The organism is Hydrophilobacter chitinilyticus (assembly GCF_049860745.1).
In the GTDB taxonomy this organism is placed as follows: domain Bacteria; phylum Pseudomonadota; class Gammaproteobacteria; order Burkholderiales; family Burkholderiaceae_C; genus Rhodoferax_B.
Genome location: NZ_CP187561.1, coordinates 2126794 through 2146933, shown reverse-complemented (window position 1 = coordinate 2146933; position 20140 = coordinate 2126794). Strand labels below are relative to the sequence as shown.

The 20140-nt window shown below is 63.9% G+C and carries 18 protein-coding genes; 8 read left to right on the top strand and 10 right to left on the bottom strand.

The window, feature by feature from the left end:
• The first annotated feature begins 5 nt into the window (after window positions 1–5).
• Entirely contained in the window at window positions 6–1340 is a 1335-nt protein-coding gene (locus ACPWMG_RS09655) for an aminotransferase-like domain-containing protein (protein ID WP_483304424.1), read from the top strand.
• Window positions 1341–1375: 35 nt separating this feature from the next.
• Here the strand turns inward: ACPWMG_RS09655 and cobT are convergent, their stop codons facing one another.
• A complete protein-coding gene (gene cobT, locus ACPWMG_RS09650) occupies window positions 1376–2431 on the bottom strand; it encodes a nicotinate-nucleotide--dimethylbenzimidazole phosphoribosyltransferase (RefSeq protein ID WP_483304423.1) in 1056 nt (351 codons plus the stop codon).
• Window positions 2432–2619: 188 nt separating this feature from the next.
• Between cobT and ACPWMG_RS09645 the strand changes: the two genes are divergently transcribed.
• Genes ACPWMG_RS09645 through ACPWMG_RS09625 form a run of 5 tightly spaced genes read left to right on the top strand, consistent with a single transcriptional unit; the run spans window position 2620 to window position 6795 of the window.
• Window positions 2620–3387, top strand: coding sequence for a lysine/arginine/ornithine ABC transporter substrate-binding protein (locus ACPWMG_RS09645; RefSeq protein WP_483304422.1), 768 nt, complete (start codon window positions 2620–2622; stop codon window positions 3385–3387).
• 32 nt (window positions 3388–3419) lie between these two features.
• On the top strand, window positions 3420–4106 hold the full coding sequence (locus ACPWMG_RS09640; RefSeq protein WP_483304421.1) for an ABC transporter permease: 687 nt from the start codon (window positions 3420–3422) through the stop codon (window positions 4104–4106).
• Window positions 4107–4132: 26 nt separating this feature from the next.
• Entirely contained in the window at window positions 4133–4846 is a 714-nt protein-coding gene (locus ACPWMG_RS09635) for an ABC transporter permease (protein ID WP_483304420.1), read from the top strand.
• A 9-nt stretch (window positions 4847–4855) separates the two neighbouring features.
• On the top strand, window positions 4856–5995 hold the full coding sequence (locus tag ACPWMG_RS09630; RefSeq protein ID WP_483304418.1) for a succinylglutamate desuccinylase/aspartoacylase family protein: 1140 nt from the start codon (window positions 4856–4858) through the stop codon (window positions 5993–5995).
• Window positions 5996–6018: 23 nt separating this feature from the next.
• Entirely contained in the window at window positions 6019–6795 is a 777-nt protein-coding gene (locus ACPWMG_RS09625) for an ABC transporter ATP-binding protein (protein ID WP_483304417.1), read from the top strand.
• Between the two features lie 15 nt (window positions 6796–6810).
• Here ACPWMG_RS09625 and ACPWMG_RS09620 read toward each other — a convergent pair whose 3' ends face one another.
• A complete protein-coding gene (locus ACPWMG_RS09620; protein ID WP_483304416.1) occupies window positions 6811–8328 on the bottom strand; it encodes a cobyric acid synthase in 1518 nt (505 codons plus the stop codon).
• A gap of 216 nt (window positions 8329–8544) precedes the next feature.
• Here ACPWMG_RS09620 and ACPWMG_RS09615 point away from each other — a divergent pair, with 216 nt between their 5' ends.
• Together ACPWMG_RS09615 and ACPWMG_RS09610 are read left to right on the top strand one after the other, a co-directional pair.
• A complete protein-coding gene (locus tag ACPWMG_RS09615; protein ID WP_483304415.1) occupies window positions 8545–11127 on the top strand; it encodes a sensor domain-containing protein in 2583 nt (860 codons plus the stop codon).
• Between the two features lie 53 nt (window positions 11128–11180).
• On the top strand, window positions 11181–12839 hold the full coding sequence (locus tag ACPWMG_RS09610; protein WP_483304414.1) for a sensor domain-containing diguanylate cyclase: 1659 nt from the start codon (window positions 11181–11183) through the stop codon (window positions 12837–12839).
• Here ACPWMG_RS09610 and ACPWMG_RS09605 read toward each other — a convergent pair.
• The 8 genes from ACPWMG_RS09605 to ACPWMG_RS09570 are packed head-to-tail and all read right to left on the bottom strand — an operon-like array spanning window position 12730 to window position 20127.
• Complete coding sequence (locus tag ACPWMG_RS09605) at window positions 12730–13824, bottom strand: aminotransferase class I/II-fold pyridoxal phosphate-dependent enzyme (protein ID WP_483305218.1); 1095 nt, start codon at window positions 13822–13824, stop codon at window positions 12730–12732. The two genes, ACPWMG_RS09610 and ACPWMG_RS09605, sit on opposite strands and share 110 nt — an antisense overlap.
• 5 nt (window positions 13825–13829) lie before the next feature.
• A complete protein-coding gene (gene cbiB / locus ACPWMG_RS09600) occupies window positions 13830–14846 on the bottom strand; it encodes an adenosylcobinamide-phosphate synthase CbiB (RefSeq protein ID WP_483304413.1) in 1017 nt (338 codons plus the stop codon).
• 9 nt (window positions 14847–14855) lie between these two features.
• On the bottom strand, window positions 14856–15425 hold the full coding sequence (cobO, locus tag ACPWMG_RS09595; RefSeq protein WP_483304412.1) for a cob(I)yrinic acid a,c-diamide adenosyltransferase: 570 nt from the start codon (window positions 15423–15425) through the stop codon (window positions 14856–14858).
• Between the two features lie 11 nt (window positions 15426–15436).
• Window positions 15437–16231, bottom strand: coding sequence for an ABC transporter ATP-binding protein (locus ACPWMG_RS09590; protein ID WP_483304411.1), 795 nt, complete (start codon window positions 16229–16231; stop codon window positions 15437–15439).
• Entirely contained in the window at window positions 16228–17265 is a 1038-nt protein-coding gene (locus ACPWMG_RS09585) for a FecCD family ABC transporter permease (RefSeq protein WP_483304410.1), read from the bottom strand. The genes ACPWMG_RS09590 and ACPWMG_RS09585 overlap by 4 nt, the downstream gene beginning before the upstream one ends.
• On the bottom strand, window positions 17262–18140 hold the full coding sequence (locus ACPWMG_RS09580) for an ABC transporter substrate-binding protein (protein ID WP_483304409.1): 879 nt from the start codon (window positions 18138–18140) through the stop codon (window positions 17262–17264). The genes ACPWMG_RS09585 and ACPWMG_RS09580 overlap by 4 nt, the downstream gene beginning before the upstream one ends.
• Window positions 18137–18736 (bottom strand): bifunctional adenosylcobinamide kinase/adenosylcobinamide-phosphate guanylyltransferase, encoded by a 600-nt coding sequence (locus ACPWMG_RS09575; protein WP_483304408.1) that lies wholly within the window; start codon window positions 18734–18736, stop codon window positions 18137–18139. The genes ACPWMG_RS09580 and ACPWMG_RS09575 overlap by 4 nt, the downstream gene beginning before the upstream one ends.
• The gene (locus tag ACPWMG_RS09570) at window positions 18733–20127 is read right to left on the bottom strand and encodes a cobyrinic acid a,c-diamide synthase CobB (RefSeq protein WP_483304407.1); all 1395 of its coding nucleotides are present in this window, start codon (window positions 20125–20127) and stop codon (window positions 18733–18735) included. The genes ACPWMG_RS09575 and ACPWMG_RS09570 overlap by 4 nt, the downstream gene beginning before the upstream one ends.
• Between the last annotated feature and the right edge of the window lie 13 nt (window positions 20128–20140).

Below are 20140 nucleotides of genomic sequence, written 5' to 3'. Positions count from 1 at the left end.
ACCCCATGCCCTCGCCCCGTTACAAACAACTGGTTGACACCTTTGCCGCCAACATCCGCGCCGGGCACCTGCCGCCGGGCACACGCTTGCCCACACACCGGCAACTCGCCACACAGGAAGGCATGGCGCTGGTCACGGCCACGCGGGTCTACAGCGAGTTAGAGGCCATGGGGCTGGTCAGCGGCGAAGCCGGGCGCGGCACCTTTGTGCGCGAGACGGCGCTACCGCGCGGCATGGGCATCGACCAGCACGCTGCAGCGGCAGGCATGGTGGACTTGAACTTCAACTACCCGTCGCTGCCCGGCCAAGCCGAGTTGCTGCGCGACGGCCTGCGCCAGTTGGCGGCCGCTGGCGATCTCGAAGCGCTGTTGCGCTACCAACCGCACGGCGGTCGCATACACGAACGGGCCACTGTGGCCCGCCACCTCGCCCTGCGTGGTTTGCAGGTCACGGCCGATCAGGTGTTGATCGTCAGCGGCGCACAACATGGGCTGGCTACCACCGTGATGGCGCACCTCCAGCCCGGTGATGTGGTGGCCGTTGACGCACTCACCTACCCCGGCTTCAAAGTGCTGGCGCAAGCCCATCGCCTGGAGTTGGCGCCGATTCCCGCCACGCCGCAAGGCCCCGACTTGGACGCACTGGAGCGCTTGTGCAAAACCCGCCGCGTGCGCGCCATCTACACCATGCCCACGCTGCACAACCCGCTGGGCTGGGTGATGCGTTTGGGCCAGCGGCGGCGCTTGGTGGCCATCGCGCGGCAACACGGGCTGCTCATCATCGAAGATGCCGCCTACGCTTTTTTGGCCGACGATGCGCCCGCCCCGTTGGCGGCCCTGGCGCCTGAGGCCACGGTCTACGTGTCGGGCCTTTCCAAAAGTGTGGCCACCGGCCTGCGTGTGGGGTTTGTGGCGGCGCCGTTGGCATGGGTGCCACCGCTGGAGCGCGCCATCCGTGCCACCACCTGGAATACGCCAGGCGTGATGACCGCGCTGGCCAACACGTGGCTGGAAGACGGCACGGTAGAACGCCTGGAACAACAGAAGCGCCAGGATGCCACGCAACGGCAAGCCATCGCCAGCGAAGTGCTTGCGGGCATGCTATTGCTGCGGCACCCAGCCGCTTATTTCGTCTGGCTGCCTTTGCCTGAAGAGGTACGTGCCGACCAGGTGGCGCAGGCGCTGATGCGCGAGCACATTGCCGTGTCTACCGCAGAGCCGTTTGCCACGTCAGCGCAAGTGCCGCATGCTATTCGCCTGGCATTGGGCTCGGTGGCCTTGGATGCGCTGCGAGAGGCCTTGCAAAAGGTCAGAACGAACATCGAAGCCCAGGCCTACTAAACCTGCAGCGCCCTGATCCAAGCGCGTCAATCGGTTCAGGCGCTTTTTTCAGACACGCCAGCCGACGCAAAACTCGCCATCTCGCGCAGCATCACACAGGCTGATTGCAGCAGCGGCCAAGCCAGCGCGGCGCCCGAACCTTCGCCCAAACGCAGGCCCATGCCGAGCAGCGGCGTGGCTTGCAAATGCTGCAGCAAACGCACATGGCCGGCCTCGGCCGACTGGTGCGCAAACACGCAGCGCTGCAACACGTGCGGCTGCAATGCCTGCGCCACGGCGATGACGGCGGTGGTGATGAAACCATCCACCACGATCACGCGGCGCTGGTCTGCGGCCTCCAACACGGCCCCGAGCATGGTGGCCATCTCGAAGCCGCCGAAGGCTTGCAGCACATCAAGCGGCGCGGTCACGTCGGCATGCAAGGCCAAGACCTCACGCAAGATGTCGACTTTGCGGCGCACACCGTCTGCCGCCAGGCCCGTGCCCGAGCCGGTGCACTCGGCAATGTCCAGCCCCGTCAGCCGTGCCTGGATGAGCGATGCGGCCGAGGTGTTGCCAATGCCCATTTCACCGAGCAGCAGCGCGTTGCCAGGCAACTGGCGCACCAGTTCACGGCCATTGGCGATGCCCTGTTCCAACTGTGCGCGCGTCATCGCCGGGCCTTGTGATGCATCGGCCGTGCCGGGGCCGAGCTTGCGCACCAACAGGCCAGCACGGGGCGCATCCCCCTCGCGCACAAAGTCGTGGCGCACACCGCAGTCCACCACCGTCAGGTTCAAACCGTGTTGCCGCGCCAGCACACTTACACACGCGCCGCCGGCCAGGAAGTTCTCCACCATCTGCCAGGTCACGTCGCTGGGGTAGGCCGAAACACCGCGTGCGGCCAGGCCGTGGTCACCGGCGAAAACCACCAGTTGCGGTTGATCCAAGGTGGGTGACTCGGTGCCCAAAATCTGCCCCAGGCGCAAGGCCAAAGTTTCTAACGCACCGAGTGCGCCCAGGGGTTTGGTCTTTTGGTCGAGCTTGGTTTGCAGGGCCTGCGTGAGGTGAAGATCGGTAACGTCGGCAAGGCTGGGAATGAGTTCGGGCATGAATGCTGCTTTCTGGGATAAATTGATTATCCCCTCTGAAAACGCCCCCTGACTCTATCGGGACAAGCCCTTTCTAGGAGCGGATCAGACAACACTAGAATGGGCGCGCAAGGATTCGTATACACCGTTTCACGAGAACGTTCTCGGACGATTCCAGACGACTCCCGACCTCACAACAAGGATTCAACATGAAAAAGACGCTCTTGATCTTGGCTCTCCAAGCAGTGGCCGCCACCGCCTTTGCGCAAGGCAAAGACCTGAAGGTCGCCATCGACCCCACCTACGAGCCCTTCACCTTCAAAACCGCTGACGGCAAACCAGCAGGCTTTGACGTGGACATCGCCTCCGCCCTGTGCGAGCAGATCAAGCGCAAGTGTGTGTTTGTCGAACAGGTGTGGGACAGCATGATCCCCGGCCTGCAAGCCAAGAAGTACGACGTGATCATCAGCTCCATGTCGATCACCGAAGACCGCCTGAAGGCCGTGGACTTTACCGACAAGTACTACAAGACGCCAAGCAAGATCGTGGTGCGCAACGACATCAAGTACACCGATGCGGCGTCGCTCAAGGGCAAGAAGATCGGCGTGCTGAAGGGCAGCACCCAAGAGAAATACGCCAACGGCGAACTCAAGCCCGCAGGCGTGATCGTCACCCCTTACGAAGCCCAAGACCAGGTGTACCTGGACATCAAGTCCGGCCGTCTGGATGGCACCGTGGCCGACATCGTCGAAGTCAATGGCGGCTTCCTGAGCAAGCCCGAAGGCAAGGACTACAGCGCCGTGGGCGAACCGTTGCTGATCCCCAAGTACTTTGGTGCTGGCGTGGGTGTGGCCATGCGCAAGGGCGACGCCGCTTTGAAGAGCGAGTTGAACGCGGCCATCAAGGCCATTCGCGACAACGGCACCTACAAGAAGCTGAACGACAAGTACTTCAAGTTCGACGTCTACGGCCAGTAATTGGCCAATTTAAAAGGCTCTGAAGTTTCAGCATGAGTGGCTACTACAGCTCCATCCTCCAAGGGGCGTTGTTGACGGTGGGGGTGTCGCTGTGTGCGATGGTGGTGGCGGTGTGCCTGGGCATCGTGGGTGCCTGGGCCAAGCTGTCGGGCAACAAGTTGCTGGTGGCTGTGGGCACGGCCTACACCACCATCATCCGCGGCATTCCTGATCTGGTGCTCATGCTGCTGGTGTTCTATGGCGGCAGCATCGCCATCAACACCCTGCTCGAAATGGCGGGCAGCGAAGCCACGCTCGACATCAACCCATTCGTTGCCGGTGTGGTCACACTGGGCTTCATTTATGGCGCCTACATGACGGAGACGTTTCGCGGCGCCATGCTGGCCATTCCGCACGGGCAGACCGAAGCCGCTGCGGCCTACGGCATGACGCCGCGCCAGACCTTTGTGCGCATCACCGCGCCGCAGATGGTGCGCTACGCCCTGCCGGGCTTCACCAACAACTGGCTGGTGATGATCAAGGCCACGGCCTTGATCAGCCTGATCGGCCTGCAGGAAATGACCTACCTGGCCAAACAGGCGAGTGCGGCCACGCGTTCGCCGTTTGCTTTCTTCTTGTTCACGGCGGCACTGTTCCTGGTCTACACCTGGGTGTCGTTGGTGGTGCTGCGCCGCTTGAATGCGAAGTACAGCTTGGGCAACAAACGCGTGAGCTTCTAAGCACAGCAGACCGGCATAAGAACAACATGAATTGGGAAGTCATCTTTACCCCCGACAGCCTGGCGCTGTATGGTGAGGGCATCTTCACCACGCTGGGCCTACTGTTGGCGTCGCTCGCCGCAGGCGGCGTGCTCGCAGTCATTTTTGCGCTGGCATTGACCAGCCACAGCGTGCTGCTGCAGCGACTGGTGGGCGCCTACACCTTTGTGATTCGCGGCACACCACTGCTGATCCAGGTGTATTTGATCTACTACGGCCTGGCGCAACTCGAATGGATTCAGGCGCGCTGGGACGATGTCTGGCCCTGGGTCTATTTCAAGAATTCATTCTTCTGCGCGCTGCTGGCCTTCACGCTGAACACGGCGGGTTACACCGCCGAAATGTTGGCCGGCTCCATCCGCGAAACCAACCCTGGCGAGGTAGAAGCCGCACAAGCCATGGGCATGAGCCGCTGGCAAGTGCTGTTGCGTGTGGTGTTGCCCAGTGCCATGCGCCGCACGCTGCCGGCCTACAGCAACGAAGTGGTGATGATGCTGCAAAGCACCAGCCTGGCCAGCGCCGTGCCCGGCCTGCTGGATGTGACCGCTGCGGCCAGCCGCATCTATTCAGACTTTTATTTGCCATTCGAGGCCTACCTGGCCGCCGCCGCCATCTACCTTGTTTTCACGTTCTGCCTTATCGGGCTGTTTCGCCTTGCCGAGCGCCGCTTCCTGGCCTACCTTGGCCCCCGCAAGAACTGAGCATCCTTCATGCAACGCAAAGACCATTCCCTGCTGAGCCCAAGTCTGGGCAGCTACAAAAAACTTACCAGCTTTCACTTCGGCCAGGCTGCTGCAACTAGTGGCACGGCAAAGAAAATCTACATCCAAGCCAGCCTGCATGCCGAAGAATTGCCCGGCATGTTGGCCGCGCACCATCTGTTGCGCTTGCTGGAAGCGGCCGATGCGCAGAACGCCATCCAGGGCGAAATCATCGTCGTGCCAGTGGCCAACCCGATTGGTTTGGCGCAGCGGCTTGACCACCGCTCCATGGGCCGGTTCGAGCTCGGCACGTCCGAGAACTTCAACCGCAATTTTCCCGACTTGGCCACCGCTGTGTTGCCCGCCGTGCGTGGCAAGCTAGGCACCAACCCGGTCAACAACACCCAGTTGATCCGCGCTGCCGCCGCGCAACACATCACGCAATGGCAGCCGCAAACCGAGCTAGAAAGCCAGCGCAAGATCCTCACCAGCCTGGCGTTTGATGCCGACGTGGTGCTCGACCTGCACTGCGACTTTGAAGCTGCCGTGCACCTCTATACCGAAACCCCTTGCTGGCCGGTGATTGAGCCGCTAAGCCACCTGCTGCAAGCCAAGGCCGTGCTGTTGGCCCTCGACTCGGGTGGTTTGTCGTTCGACGAAGCCATGTCCGGCCCCTGGTGGCGTTTGGCCAAAGCCTTGGCAGACGAAGTGCCCGCCGGTGCCATTCCGCAAGCCTGCGCCAGTGTGACGGTAGAACTGCGTGGTGAAGGCGATGTGACGCACGACCTGGCCAAAGCCGACGCACAAGCCTTGTTTGGTTACCTGCAACACCTGGGTGTGGTGGCCGGCACACCGCCCGCCCTGCCCGCTGCGGCTTGCGAAGCCACACCGTTAGCCGGCTCGCAAACCGTGAACGCGCCCGTACCAGGTGTTGTAGCCTTTGCCGCTTTGCCCGGCCAACACTTGCGTGTGGGCGACTTGGTGGCCGAAATCATCGACCCGATCCAGAACACCGTGTACGCAGCACGTGCCGAAGTCGAAGGTGTTTTGTTTGCACGCATTTGCAAACGCTACGTCACTGCGGGTGAAAAGCTGGGCAACATTGCCGGCAAAACGCCCTTCCGCACCGGCAACCTGCTCGGCGCCTGATCCTCTTTTGTATTTGAAGCCCCATGACCAGCCCCACGCTCAAACTTCAGGCGGACGACATCCACAAACGCTTTGGCAGCAACGAGGTGCTCAAAGGTGTGTCGCTGCAAGCCCACGCGGGTGATGTGATCAGCATCATCGGCAGTTCGGGCTCGGGCAAAAGCACCTTTCTGCGCTGCCTGAACTTGCTGGAGAAACCCAACCAGGGCCGCATCACCGTGGCCGGTGAAGAGTTGAAACTGGCACCCGCCAAGAATGGTGAATTGCACGCTGTGGAGCAAAAGCAATTGCAGCGCCTGCGCAGCAAGCTGGCCATGGTGTTCCAGCACTTCAATCTGTGGGCGCACATGACGGTGCAGCAAAACATCATCGAAGCACCGATGCATGTGCTGGGCATTAGCAAAGAAGAAGCCGTGGCCCGCGCCAACAAATACCTGGCCCTGGTCGACCTGAAGCAAAAGGCCGACAGCTACCCCGCCCACATGAGCGGCGGCCAGCAGCAGCGCGTGGCCATTGCGCGCGCCCTGGCCATGGAGCCCGAGGTGATGCTGTTTGACGAACCCACCAGCGCCCTCGATCCCGAGCTGGTGTCTGAAGTGCTGAAGGTCATGCGCACGCTGGCGCAAGAAGGCCGCACCATGGTGGTGGTCACCCACGAAATGGGTTTTGCACGCGAGGTGGCCAACCACCTGATCTTCTTGCACAAGGGCCGCATCGAAGAACAAGGTGTGCCCGCCGATGTGTTGGCCAACCCCAAGAGCGTGCGGCTGGGCCAGTTTTTGTCGGGCAACCTCAAGTAAGTTTTTAGACTTCGATCAGCGCTCGATCAACGACGCTAAAAACCCCGATTCAAAGTGCTGGTCGATGTAGTCGGCCAGCCCATCGAACACCTGCTCCGGCGTGGTGGCTTGTGCGCCAAACAGCGCGGCCAACACGGCGGCATCTTCAAACATGCCGTGCAAGTAAAGTCCCAGCACGTTGCCAGCGGCATTGCGCCAACCCAGGTTGTCGGGCAGCACGGGCACAGCCAAATCCCCCGCCAGCGCCATGGCTTCTTGCTGCTGCGTTTGGCCGTGGTGGATTTCGTAGCCGGCCACCGGCACACCGGCCAAAGCAGTCCAAGGCCCTACAGCCCCTACAGCCCCTCCCAGCGCGAAGTCGGGCAAGAACTGGCTTTGCGTGCGCCGCACGGTTTTATCTGGGTCGAACACCGTCACCAGCGGCAGCAGGCCCAGGCCGGGTGCGTTGCCGTCAATGCCGTGCAGATCCACCAAGGCCTCGCCCAGCATTTGCAAACCACCGCAAATGCCCAGCACCGCGCCGCCACGCGCGGCATGGTCACAAATGGCGCGATCCAAACCTTGTTGGCGCAACCACTGCAAATCGCCTGTGGTGTGCTTCGAGCCAGGCAAGATCACCCAGTCGGCCCCCGCCACATCGGCCGGGCTGCGCGCCCACACCAGGCGTAGGCCAGGAATGTTCTTCAGCGCCTGAAATTCATCGAGGTTGCTGATGCGCGGGTAGGCCACCACCGCCACCGTCCGCTGCACCACGCCGGCGCGGCCGGTGCTGCGGTCGTCAAACACGCCGTCTTCTTCGGGCAAGCCATGTTCACGCCACATCGGCAAGGTGGCCACGGTGGGCACGCCTGTCAAATCCTGCAGCATTTGCGGGGCGGGAGCCAGCAGTTTGGCGTCGCCCCTGAACTTATTGAGCACGAAACCCTTGATGCAAGCGCGCTCTTCAGTCGGCAGCAGCGCCCAGGTGCCGTAGAGGTGGGCAAAGGCGCCGCCACGGTCGATGTCGGTCACCAGCAGGCACTGGGCTTGGCTGTGCAACGCGATGCGCATGTTGACGATGTCGCTGCTGTGCAGGTTGATCTCGGCCGGTGAGCCCGCGCCTTCGATCACCACCACGTCGTATTGGCTGCGCAAGGTGTCGAGTGCCTGCGCCACGGCCGGCCAGACCTTGGCGCTGCGGCTGCGCCAGTCCATGCCGGTGAGTTCGGCGTTGACCTGGCCCATCAGCACCACCTGGCTATGCGTGTCGCGCTCGGGCTTCAGCAACAAGGGGTTCATGGCGACGGTGGGCTCCACGCCCGCCGCCAGCGCCTGAAAATACTGCGCACTGCCGATTTCGCCACCCGCCACCACGCGGGCGTTGTTGCTCATGTTCTGCGCCTTGAACGGCGCCACCGTCAGGCCCTGGCGTTGGTACCAGCGGCACAGCGCGGTGGTGAGCCAGCTTTTACCAGCGCCGCTGGTGGTGCCCAGCACCATAACACAGCGGGCGATTTTGGGCGCGGCATTCGCCGTATCGGCAGGCGCAGTCATACCCACTCTCCAAACAATTCATTCACGGGTGTTCTCTTGACAGGTGTATAGACCGAAGCCCTTCTTTCACGCTTGGCGAAGGGGGCGGAATGGGGCATCATCGCCGACATGCCATAGAGCACAGGGTTCACCATCCGGTTCGGCCCGCGAGCATACCGTAGCCATTCATTTTTCAGCCGCAGGGGGTAAACTGAAAACACCCAAAAGGATGTATTGATGGCCTCTGCCACCCCGTCTCCTTCGTCGGTCGACACACTGGCTCGCTCCATGGGAGCAGACGTGGACGCGGTTGTAGCCATGAACGCGCAGTACCGTGTCACCCAGTTCGACTCGGGCGCCGAAAACCTTTGGGGCATGACGCAGGCCGACGTCATCGGCACGCCGGTCAACGAACTCTTGCACCCATTGCTGCGCCGCAGCAATCCGCCCGACCCGATTGATCTGATCGAGCGCAGCCAGGAATTGCCTATTCTGCGCAAAGACGGGCAAACCCGCTGGGTCAGCTTGACGCTGGTGCGCCCTCCGGCGCCGCAAGCAGAAGACCCGCCCAACCCCGAGGCCACACGTTATGTGGCGCTCTTGAAAGCCATCCCCCCCGGCCCCACCCGCCCGCACCCCTTGCTGCAACTGGCCCGCGCCATTGACGCCAGCGACCATGCCATCTTTGTGGCCTCTCCCGACGGACGCATTGTCTTCATCAACCGTGGCGTAACCCGCATGCTGGGCTACACCATTGAAGAGGTCGAAGGCCAACTCGTGCCCTGGGTGCTGGCCAGCGCCCACACCGACACCGATGCGCTGAACGCGGTCGAAGCCTATGTGCAATCCTGCAGCCTGCGTTCCACTCGCGCACCGCAGGGGCACCACGCCGAATTGTTGATCCATACCCGTAGCGCCCGCCCCTTGTGGGTGTCGCTGGCCATCAACCCGGTGTTTGACGAATCAGGCCAACTCGTCAACATCCTGACCGCGTTGACCGACATCACCCTCACCAAGATGCACGAGGTTCTGCAGCACAAGGTGCTCGCCGCCACCGTGCAGGAGCGGCCCATCACCGAGGTGCTCACGCTGATGTGCCGCGAGATCGAACGCATCGCCCCTGAAGTCGTAGCCACGGTGCTGGGCATTGATGCCGAAGGTTGTGTGCGCCCCCTGGCCGCGCCCAGCATGCCCGAGGCGGTCTCGGCAGCACTGGATGGCATCAAGATTGGCCCCGCCTGCGGCTCGTGTGGCACGGCTGCGTGGCGCGGCGAGCCGGTGCTGGTCACCGACATTGCCAACGACCCACTGTGGGCCGACTTCAAGGCCTTGGTGTTGCCGCTGGGACTGCGCGCCTGCTGGTCCAGCCCAATCAAAGACGGTGAAGGCAAGGTACGCGGCACCTTCGCTTTTTACTATCGAGAGTCACGGGCCCCGAGCCCGTTCCACGAGCGGCTCGTGAACATCAGCCTGCATATCTGCGCATTGGTGCTGGAGCGCGAAGAAGCTCGCACACGCCTGCACCAACTGGCCTTTTTCGATGCGCTGACCGGCCTGCCCAACCGCGACACACTACGCACCCATGCCACCCGCGTGGTGTTTGAAACCCGCAGCACCAATGCGCCGCTGGCGCTGCTGCACCTGGACTTGAACCGCTTCAAGAACATCAACGACACCCATGGCCACGCGGTGGGTGATGCGGTGCTGCGCGAAGTGGCCCAGCGCATCAAGACCACGGTGGGCGAAAGCCACTCGGTCGGCCGCCTGGGCGGCAACGAGTTTCTGGTGGTGGCGCCGTACCTGGGCACCCAATCGGCCGCGCAACTGGCCGAGCGCCTGATGGCGGCGCTATGCCAGCCCCTGCTGATGGGCACACAAGAGATGCGGCCCAGCGTGGCCATCGGCATTGCGATGTCGCCCGAAGACGGCGCCGACATCGACACCCTTTCACGTCACGCCGACATGGCCATGCACCAGGCCAAATCGTCGCGCGAGGGCGCGTTTCGCTTTTTCAGCGCCGAGATGAACCAGCAGGTGCAAGAACACGCCATGCTCGAAGCCGACTTGCGCCTGGCCATTCAGCAGAACGCGCTGCACCTGCACTACCAGCCCAAGGTCAGCCCAAGCGGCGCGCGGTTGATGGGTGTAGAGGCGCTGTTGCGTTGGCAACATCCACACCTAGGCATGGTGCCGCCGATGCGGTTTGTGGCTCTGGCCGAAGAATGCGGCCTGATGGGCCAGTTAAGCGAATGGGTGCTGAACCACGCCTGCCGCCAGATGGCCGAATGGCGTCGCCGACTGATCCCTGTGCCCAATGTGGCCGTCAACCTGTCGGTGAGCAATTTCCGCGATGCCAGCCTGCCAGCACAGGTGGCTGGCATGCTGCAGCAATACCAATTGCAGCCCAACGACCTCACGCTGGAGATGACCGAATCGGTCATGCTCGACGACAATCCGCAGGTGCTGGCGACCGTACACGCGGTGCGCGCACTGGGTGTGCACTTGTCGCTGGACGACTTTGGTACTGGATACTCCAGCCTGGGCAATCTGCACCGGCTACCGATCCAGGAACTCAAACTCGACCGCAGCTTTGTGCAAGACTTGGAGAACAGCGCAGTCGCACGCGCGCTGACCACTTCGGTGTTGCGCATAGGTGAAAGTCTGGACCTCCAGGTAGTGGCCGAAGGCGTTGAAACAGAAGATCAGCGGGTGTTCCTGGCGGAACGGGGCTGCTCTGCACTGCAGGGCTACCTTTTCGCCCGACCGCTCCCCCCTCAGGCCCTTGAAACCTGGCTTTCCGATAGAAGCAATCGATTTTGAACAAAAGAAAAAGACCCAACGCCAGCTACGCTCGGGCATGTTATTTCCCTCGTGTGGTAGGCCTTCTATTGGGTGCGCTGGCCATTGGCAGCGTGTTGTGGTCCATGGACTATGGCTGGTGGGTGTGGGTGGCACTGGCCTTGCACGCGTTGGTGTGGCCACACGCCGCCTGGCGCTGGGCCCGCGGCTCAGCCAATTCGGTACGCGCCGAGTGCCGCAACCTGCTGCTGGATCACTTCCTCACCGGCATCTGGTTTGCCGCCATGGCCTTCACGCTGGTGCCCACCGCCCTGATCTTCACGCTGCTAGGCATGGACAGCATGATCGCTGGCGGGCGCAGGCAGTTTCAGCGCGGCTGCATCAGCACGCTGGCGGGCCTGGCGCTGGGCATACTGCTGTTTGGCTTTCGCTGGGAGCCTGATTCCACCGCACTGCAGGTCGCGGCTTCGCTACCGTTGCTGGTGCTGCACCCCATCTCGGTGGGCCACATCTTGTTCAGAGCCTTGAGCCAACTCAAGCGCCAGCGTGAAGAACTGGCCCACCTGAGCCAGCACGATGGCCTGACCGGCCTGTACAACCGCCGCCATTGGGAAGCGCAGGTGAAAACCGAGTTTGCGCGCTTTCGCCGCACCGGCCAGGTGTCGACCCTGGTGTTGATTGACCTGGACCACTTCAAAGCCATCAACGACGCCTATGGCCACGCCACCGGCGACACGGTTTTGCGCAATTTTGCCGAGCGCTTGCGCACCGCCTTGCGCAGCATCGACATGCCTGGCCGCTATGGTGGCGAAGAATTCGGCATTCTGCTGCCCAACACACCGCCCAAAGAAGCCGGTGAACTGATGCGCCGGCTACAGGCCAGCATCCGCAAGCACCCGCTGTACGAGAAGCTACCCGTCACCGCCAGCTTCGGCCTGGCCGGCCTCACACCGGATGTACCCAACCACGAAGCCTGGATGCGCCTGTGCGACCAAATGCTGTACCGCGCCAAAGACCGGGGCCGCGACTGCGTGGTCACGGCTGGCGACAGCCGCCCGGCGACGCTGGACATCGGCGCGCGCGAGCCCGGCCTGCGTAACGACATGCCGGTGATTGCGCGGGTGTTGTCGGGTTTGAGCCTGGGCCACATTGCCGCCGCCTTGTTCGACCCTTCGGACCGCCTGGTCTGGGCCAACGACATCTTCTTGCAGCTCTACGCCGTGAAGCCCGAGTCGCGCACCTTCGTGGACATCATCACATCATGCTTTGAGCGCAAGCTGGGCCCGCGCATCGACACCGACAACCTGACCGGCTGGATTGAAGCCGCCGACACCAAACGCCGCAGCATGCCGCAACGCTGCTTTGCCATCGACACCGTGGACGGCCGCTTTTTCCGCGTCGACGAAGTCTCGTTCCACGACGGCTGGCTGCTCGACTGGTGGACCGAAGTGACGTTTGAGCAAGCGCTGCTGCTGAGCCCGGGCCTGACCAACGACACCAGCAGAAATCAGCCATTGGAGTTGTCGCCGATTTCCGTGATCGCCGATCTGGCCACTGCAGCCCACATGACCGCCGTCGCCACAGCACCGGCCACAGATTTCGGCAGCCTGCCGATCCCGCCGCTCAGGCCAGAGCCGCCCACGCCTGGGCCAGCGCGTCCTGCGCCTGCGGCGGCAAAACCGCCACCCGCACCCGCCCCGGCAGCCCAAAAGACGCCGCATCGCGCAACTTGATGCCCGAGGTGCGAAGCGCCGCCAGGCGCTCGGGCATGGTGGCAGCCGTCACCTCTAGCGCTTCAACGGCCCCCTTGCCAACGGTGGGCTGCGCCACGAAAAAGTTGGCGTGGCTGGGCGTGCAAGCCCAACCCAATTGCGCACACAGTGCCCATTGCCGCTGCTTCCACGCGCGCAAGGTGTCCAGACTTTCAAGCAGCCACTGCTGCACGCTGGGCGTGGTCCAGGCCTGCAACAGCGTCAAGCCGTGTGAACCCACGGGCCAAGACGGGCACAAACGCCCCAGGCCCGATACAGCGGCCAAACCTTCAGGTGTGTTGGGCGCAATCGCGTAGGCCGCGCGCACCCCGGTCAAACCCAGCGCCTTGTTCGGCGTCCACATCTGCCACACCGCATCCAACTGCGCGGGCGCCAACGCGGGCTGGCCGCTCAGGCGCAAAGGCGCATAGGCCCGGTCCAGCACCCACACCGGGCTGGCAGGTACGGGCGCACCAACGGGAAAAGAGAACGGCAACCCGGCCCACTCTTGGTGGTCTTGGCCCAGCGGGCTGGAGGGGTCGCAGGCCCAGGCCAGTTGCGCCTGCGCCGGCCGGCCGACGGCCATCAAATCCCAGGCCTGCGCGGCGGCGGCATAGTCATCGTAAGCATGCTGCGGCCACCACACGCGGCGCGCGCCCTTCTGCACCATCCAGGTGGTGAAGCGAAAAATGAATTCACTGGCGCTGGCCGCCAACACCACGCGCGCGGGCGCCACGCCGTGCCAAGCCGCCAGGCTTTCACGCAGCGCCGGGTAGGCCGGGTCGGGGTAACGCGTAGCGTCGGTTCGCTGCAGCGCGGCTACCACTTCGGGGCACGGGCCTGCGGCATTGCTGTTGGTGGAGAAGTCGAACTTCGCCGCGCCCAAAGCGTCCACGCCGCCATGCAAGCGTTGAGGAATGGGCCCTGAGCCTCCGTGTGGAGGTGTGGGCGCTACGCCCTCATGCATCAAACTCATAAGAAGCTAAATAAAAAGAGAGTGGCCGCCGCACATGCTGCCTGCATCAGCACCACTTTTTGTGCCACATTTTGGGCCTGAAAGGTGTGCTGCGGCTGCGCCGCAGCACCTTCGGCGTGCAGCACATAAACGCCCGGCTTGCGCAGCGCCACGCCCAACAGCAAAGCCATGGCCGCCATGGGCCAGCCGCTATTGGGTGATGGCGTTTTGCGCGCTTCAACACCCAACGTGCGCCAGGTGAAAGCGTTGCGTTTAGAGGCTGCAAACCACAGCAGCAAAGCCGTCCAACGCGCGGGCAGCCAAGACAACACATCGTCCACCACCGCCGCCCATTTGCCGGCCCATTCCCACACCCGGCCACCGCGTTGGCCACGGTAGCCCCACATGGCGTCGGCCGTGTTGGCGTAGCGGTAAAACACGGCGCCGGGCAGGCCCAGCAGCACAAACCAAAACAGCGGTGCCACCACAGAGTCGTTGAGGTTCTCGGCCATCGACTCGATCGCCGATTCGCGCACCGCAGTGGCGTCCAGTTGTGTCACGTCCCGGCTCACCAAACGTGCCAGCCGGTCTTGCCCGGCTTCGAGTGATGCCTCCAACGCCACCTCCACCGCCAGCACCTCGTCGCGCAACATGCGCCAGGCCAGCATGGGTTTGAGCAAGAGACCAAACAGCGTGCCCGCTACCAGCACCGCCCACCACGGCGCGGCACTTCGCAAACCATGCATCACCGCCGCTTGCAGGCCGCACGCCACTATTGAAAAAGTAGCAGCCCCCACAGACCAACCAAGCGCACCGAGCATAAAAGGCTTAAAGCGTTGAGCTACTGCACCTGGGGCATCGGCCAGCGGCGCGGCGCGGCGCCCCGCCCAGCCTAGCCAGTTCCCCATCCACACCACGGGGTGCCAGCGCACCGGCGGCTCGCCCCACAACAGGTCCAACGCCAGTGCCACCAGCACCGCCCAGGCTAGCGCTGCGGCAAGCCACGGGGCATCCAGCGTCAAGACGAACAACATGCTGAGGGATCAGTCCTCGATGCCGCGTTGCGCGGGCACACCGGCTTTGAAGGCGTGTTTCACCAGCGTCATCTCGGTCACGGTGTCGGCCAGTTCCATGATCTCAGGCGGGCAGCGGCGGCCGGTGAGCACCACGTGCACGTCTTTGGGCCGCGTGCGCAAGGTCTCCAACACTGGCTCCAGCGGCAGCCAGCCGTAGATCAGCGGGTAGGTGATTTCATCGAGAACCACCATGAAGTGCTCGCCCGACAAAATGGCCGCACGCGCGCGCTCCCAGCCCTGGCGCGCAAGCTCTGCCGAGTGCTCGTGGTCTTTGCTCTTCCAGCTAAAGCCGTCCCCCAGGCCTTCGATCGGAATGCCCAGTTGCTCGAACATGCGGTGCTCGCCAAAGCGTGCGGTGGGCACCTTCATGAACTGGTAAATCTTCACCGCCTTGGCGCGGCCATGGGCGCGCAGCGCTAGGCCAAACGCGGCCGTGCTTTTGCCCTTGCCGTCGCCGGTGTTGACGATGATCAAACCACGGCGTTCGCCTTCCGGTTTGGTGTAGCCTTTTTCTGTGGGGGCGGATTCGAGTTCCATGCGGATCACTTTCAAATTGTTTTATGCAGGCGCGGCAACGCTAGCCACATGCCATCAAGCTCGCGCACGTGGATGCGCTGGTCAAACACCTGCTCTAGAGCCTGGTGCGTGGCGGGGCTGGTGCACGCGCCCTGGTGCACCACGCGGCCCTGCGCCATCACCACCAGGGCGTCAGCTTGCAGCGCGGTCGACAACTCGTGCAACACACTCACCACCGTGCGGCCAGAGGCCACCAGCGCTTGCACGGTTTGCAGCCAGTCGGTCTGGTGTGGCGGGTCGAGGTTGGCCAGCGGTTCGTCCATTAGCAGCACCTCGGCCTGCACCGCCAGCGCGCGCGCCAGCAACACGCGTTGGCGCTCGCCGCCTGAAAGCTGCGACAGCGGCCGGTGGCGCCAGTCCCACGCTTGGGTGGTGCGCAGCGCCTGCTCTACCGCCGCGTGGTCGGCAGCACTCGGCGGCGCCATCCACGCTTGGTGCGGCAGGCGGCCGAGCATGGCCACGTCATAACTGTTGAGGTCGTCGCCCGCACTTTCGTTCTGGCCCAGCCAGGCCAGGCGGCGCGCACGTTCACGCGCAGGCCACTGCGCCAAAGGTTTGCCCAGAAGTTGCACTTCACCCTGCAGGCTGCCTTGCGGCCACAAGCCGGCCAGCAGTTTCAGCAGTGTGGATTTGCCCGCGCCATTGGGGCCGACAATGCTAGTCCAGCGCCCCGCTGGCAAGCTCAGGTCGATGCTGTGCAGGATCTGCGCCGAACCAATGCGCGCGCTGAGGTTGCGCGCGTGGAGAGCGGTGCCAGCCGTTTTCATGCAAAGCCCCCGTCGCGCGAACGGCGGTGCATGCGCCACAGTAAATAACTGCCGCCAATGGCCGCCGTGAGCACCCCCACCGGTAGCTCTTGCGGCGCCAGCACCCAGCGCGCCAACACGTCGGCCGCGAGCAGCAACACACCGCCCATCAAGCCCGAAAGCTGGATGTGCCGCGCGTGTGTGACGCGCACGATGGAGCGCACCAAGTGCGGTGCGGCCAAGCCGACAAACGCAATCAACCCGGTTTGCGCCACGGCAGCGCCCGTGGCCAAAGCGATCACACCAATCAAACCCGCGCGCATCGGCACCAACGGCAAGCCCAGGCTGCGCGCAGTGGACTCGCCCAGGGTCAGGCCGTCCAGCGCGCGTGCCAAGCCCCAAGATGCGGCGGCACACAAGCCCCAAGCGCCGGCCATCAGCACACACGCATTCCAGCCGACAAAGCTGGTGCTGCCCAAGGTGAACGCCTGCATGGCCTGCAAGATGTCGGGCGAAGCCAGCTCCACCAAGTCACGCGCGGCGCCCAGCACTACACCGACGATCACCCCCGCCAACAACAGCCGCAAGCTGTGCTGCACGCCACGCGCCAGCAGCAGCGTGAGCAGCACCGCGCCGGCCGCGCCTAAAAAAGCCATGCCGGTAATACCCACCAGAGCGAACCATTGCGCCGCAACCGGCGACACACCGAACATTGCCATCGCCACCGCGCCACCCAAGGCCGCGCCCGAGGCACTGCCCAGCAGATACGGATCAGCCAAGGGGTTGCGAAACAAGCCTTGCGCCACAGCGCCCGCCAGCCCAAGCAAGGCGCCAGCCAACCAGGCGCCGACGGTGCGCGGCAGGCGAATGTCCCAGACGATTTGCCAGGCCACGGGATCGACAGCCATGCCGCGCAGGCTCTCGAAACCGGTGCTGCCCACACTGGCCCCCAGCATCACCAACGCGCCGGTGAGCAGCAGCAACGACAGGCCTAGCAGCACGGCACGGCGCGCACCGGCGTCGTGTGACGCGTCGTGACGCTGCAAGCCCTTCATGGATGCGATCCACCCTTGTCGGCCAAACACCGCGCCATGATGCGCGCCGCCTCGGCCATGCGCGGGCCGGGGCGCACCACCACGTCGGAGTCGTCAGGGCCAAACACACACACATGGTTGTCGCGCACGGCTTTGAGGTTGGCCCAGCCGGGGTACGGCACCATGGCCTGCATGCTGCGGTTGCCGATCATGATGAGATCGGGGTTGGCGCGCACCACGTATTCGGGGTTCAAGCGCGGAAACGGCCCCAGCGACGCGGGCACCACATTGCGCGCACCCAGGCGCTGCAGCAGCTCGCCGATGAAAGATGCCTCACCGGCGGCATAGGGCCCACGGCTGACTTCAAAGTACACGCGTGTGTTGCGCACGGCAGCGGGCAGCGATTGCGCCGCCGCTTGCACACCCGCATCGATTTCGCGCCACAGCCGGTCGGCGCCCTGCGCATGCGGCACGCCCAGCAGGTCGCCCACGGTACCAATCACGCGCCGCACGTCGGCTTGGTTTTTCGGCTCCAGCGCCACCACCTTCAGGCCCAACGACTCCAGCCGGTCACTGGCACGCGAGCTCAGCGCCAGCAACACCACGTCGGGCTTGAGCGCGACGATGGCCTCAATGTTGGGGTCGATGCCGCCGCCCACTTGGGGCAAGCCACGCACCGCAGCGGGCCAGTTGGAGTAGCGGTCTACGCCCACCAGCCGCTGGCATTGGTCGAGCGCACACACACTTTCGGTGAGTGAGGGCAACAGGCTGATGATGCGCTGCGGTGGCTGCGCGAAAGAGACGACGCGGCCACGACCATCGGTGATGTCGAAGGCGTTGGCTGCGTTAGCCCACAGCGCCAGCCACACCACCACGCTCCAGAGCGAAAATTTCATGCCACGTCTTTCAGCGTCAACGGCAGGCCTGCGGCCATCAGCGTGACGCGGCGGCAGGCTTGAGCGACGGCTTGGTTCAACGTGCCCAGTGCATCGACAAACGCGCGCACTTCGCGGCCGAGCGGAATCACGCCCAGGCCGATCTCGTTGCCCACCAACACCACGGGGCCTGGTGCGTTTTGAATCGCCTCCAAAAAGAGAGAGCGTTGCGCCAGGTACTCGGGCGGTACAGGCCTTTTCTCCTTAAGCTCGACCGCTGCGTCTTCCAAGGGCATCAGCCAGTTGGTAAGCCACATCGTCAGGCAGTCGATGACGATCAAGGTGTCCGCCCGCGCATGCTGCGTTAGCGCCCCCGCCAGGTCGCGCGGCTCTTCCAGCGTGTGCAAGCCGGGTACACGCTCGGCGCGGTCTTGCTGGTGGCGCGCGATGCGTTCACGCATCTCGTCGTCCCACGGTTGCGCGGTGGCGATGAGCACGGCGCGGTGGTTGGGCGACTGGGCGAGCCAGGTGCGCGCCAGTTCTTCGGCGCGGCGCGACTTGCCGCTTTTTTGCCCGCCCAGAATCAACTCACTTGGCGCGATGAAGGGCTGCGTCATGCTGCGTCTTTGCTAAACAGGCGCGCCGTGGCCACAGGGTTGGACGCAAACCAGGCGTGGAAATAACTCGCGCGCACCGAGCCTTGTTGGTACACGGCTTCACCGACATCGGCCTTCGCATCAAAGCCGGGGCGCTCCGGCCGCGCCGTGCGGGCGATAACGTCTGCCGTGCTTTGTGTGGTGGAGTAGTGGAAAGTGTGGCCGCGCAGCACTTCATCAAACACCGTGAGTTGCTGCGGCCCCAGCGCGGCCAAGCGGCGCTGCATGCTCACCTGGCCGGGCAGCAAACCCCACAGCGGGCGCTGTTGGCCGTCGGCCAGGGTGATCGATTCAAACAGCGCCATCATGCCGCCACATTCTGCCCACACCGGGCGGCCTTGGGCGACGTGTGCGCGCAGGCTCGCGGCCATGCCGTGGTTGGCCGCGATCTGCTCGGCGTGTAATTCGGGGTAGCCGCCGGTGAGCCACACGGCATCACACGCGGGCAAAGCCGCGTCGGCCAGTGGCGAGAAGAACACCAGCTTGGCGCCGAGTTGCGCCAGCGTTTGCAGGTTGGCGGCGTAGATGAAGCAGAACGCCACGTCGCGCGCCACGGCGATGGTGCGGCCCGCGAGCAACGGCGCTGCGGCGGCTGTCGTTGATGTAGGCGCAGGAAAGGAAACGCTCCAACGCTGCAAGTCTTGCGCAGACATTTGGCCGAGCGGCGTGGTGGCCAGGGCATCGGCGGCGGCGTCGAGGCGCTGCAGGCCATCGGCCAATTCATGCGCGGCCACCAAGCCCAAGTGGCGCTCGGGCAGCAGGCCTTTTTTGACCGCAGTAGTGGAAGTCTCCAGGCTGACGCGCGGCATGGCGCCGAGCCAATCGTTGGCGTCACTCAAGCCTTCGCGCAACATGTCAGCATGGCGCGCACCGGCCACACGGTTGGCCAGCACACCCGCCCAAGGTAACGTGGGCCGGTAGTGGCGCAGACCATGGGCGATGGCGCCAAAGGTGCCGGCCATGGCCGAGGCGTCGACCACGGCGAGCACGGGAATACCAAAGCGTTCCGCCAAGTCGCCCACGCTAGGCTTGCCGTCAAACAAACCCATCACGCCTTCGACGATGATGAGGTCGGCCTCCAACCCCGCATCAAACAAACGCTGCTGGCAATCGGCCTCGCCGGTCATCCACAAATCAAGCTGCTGCACCGGCGCACCGCTGGCAAGCTGCAGCCAGTGCGGGTCAAGAAAATCAGGCCCGCACTTGAACACACGCACGCGCCGCCCTTGGCGTGCGTGCAGGCGTGCCAAGGCGGCGGCCACCGTAGTTTTTCCCTGGCCTGAGGCCGGGGCTGCCACCACGATGGCGGGGCATTGGGCCAATCGGCCAGCCGGATGCGCAGCGTTAGACATTACTTAAAAACAC

Excerpts from the sequence above, each read along its gene's own strand:
- ACPWMG_RS09655 (WP_483304424.1), top strand. The coding sequence starts at position 6 with ATGCCCTCGCCCCGTTACAAACAACTGGTTGACACCTTTGCCGCCAAC.
- cobT (WP_483304423.1), bottom strand. The coding sequence starts at position 2,431 with ATGCCCGAACTCATTCCCAGCCTTGCCGACGTTACCGATCTTCACCTC.
- ACPWMG_RS09645 (WP_483304422.1), top strand. The coding sequence starts at position 2,620 with ATGAAAAAGACGCTCTTGATCTTGGCTCTCCAAGCAGTGGCCGCCACC.
- ACPWMG_RS09640 (WP_483304421.1), top strand. The coding sequence starts at position 3,420 with ATGAGTGGCTACTACAGCTCCATCCTCCAAGGGGCGTTGTTGACGGTG.
- ACPWMG_RS09635 (WP_483304420.1), top strand. The coding sequence starts at position 4,133 with ATGAATTGGGAAGTCATCTTTACCCCCGACAGCCTGGCGCTGTATGGT.
- ACPWMG_RS09630 (WP_483304418.1), top strand. The coding sequence starts at position 4,856 with ATGCAACGCAAAGACCATTCCCTGCTGAGCCCAAGTCTGGGCAGCTAC.
- ACPWMG_RS09625 (WP_483304417.1), top strand. The coding sequence starts at position 6,019 with ATGACCAGCCCCACGCTCAAACTTCAGGCGGACGACATCCACAAACGC.
- ACPWMG_RS09620 (WP_483304416.1), bottom strand. The coding sequence starts at position 8,328 with ATGACTGCGCCTGCCGATACGGCGAATGCCGCGCCCAAAATCGCCCGC.
- ACPWMG_RS09615 (WP_483304415.1), top strand. The coding sequence starts at position 8,545 with ATGGCCTCTGCCACCCCGTCTCCTTCGTCGGTCGACACACTGGCTCGC.
- ACPWMG_RS09605 (WP_483305218.1), bottom strand. The coding sequence starts at position 13,824 with ATGCATGAGGGCGTAGCGCCCACACCTCCACACGGAGGCTCAGGGCCC.
- cbiB (WP_483304413.1), bottom strand. The coding sequence starts at position 14,846 with ATGTTGTTCGTCTTGACGCTGGATGCCCCGTGGCTTGCCGCAGCGCTA.
- cobO (WP_483304412.1), bottom strand. The coding sequence starts at position 15,425 with ATGGAACTCGAATCCGCCCCCACAGAAAAAGGCTACACCAAACCGGAA.
- ACPWMG_RS09590 (WP_483304411.1), bottom strand. The coding sequence starts at position 16,231 with ATGAAAACGGCTGGCACCGCTCTCCACGCGCGCAACCTCAGCGCGCGC.
- ACPWMG_RS09585 (WP_483304410.1), bottom strand. The coding sequence starts at position 17,265 with ATGAAGGGCTTGCAGCGTCACGACGCGTCACACGACGCCGGTGCGCGC.
- ACPWMG_RS09580 (WP_483304409.1), bottom strand. The coding sequence starts at position 18,140 with ATGAAATTTTCGCTCTGGAGCGTGGTGGTGTGGCTGGCGCTGTGGGCT.
- ACPWMG_RS09575 (WP_483304408.1), bottom strand. The coding sequence starts at position 18,736 with ATGACGCAGCCCTTCATCGCGCCAAGTGAGTTGATTCTGGGCGGGCAA.
- ACPWMG_RS09570 (WP_483304407.1), bottom strand. The coding sequence starts at position 20,127 with ATGTCTAACGCTGCGCATCCGGCTGGCCGATTGGCCCAATGCCCCGCC.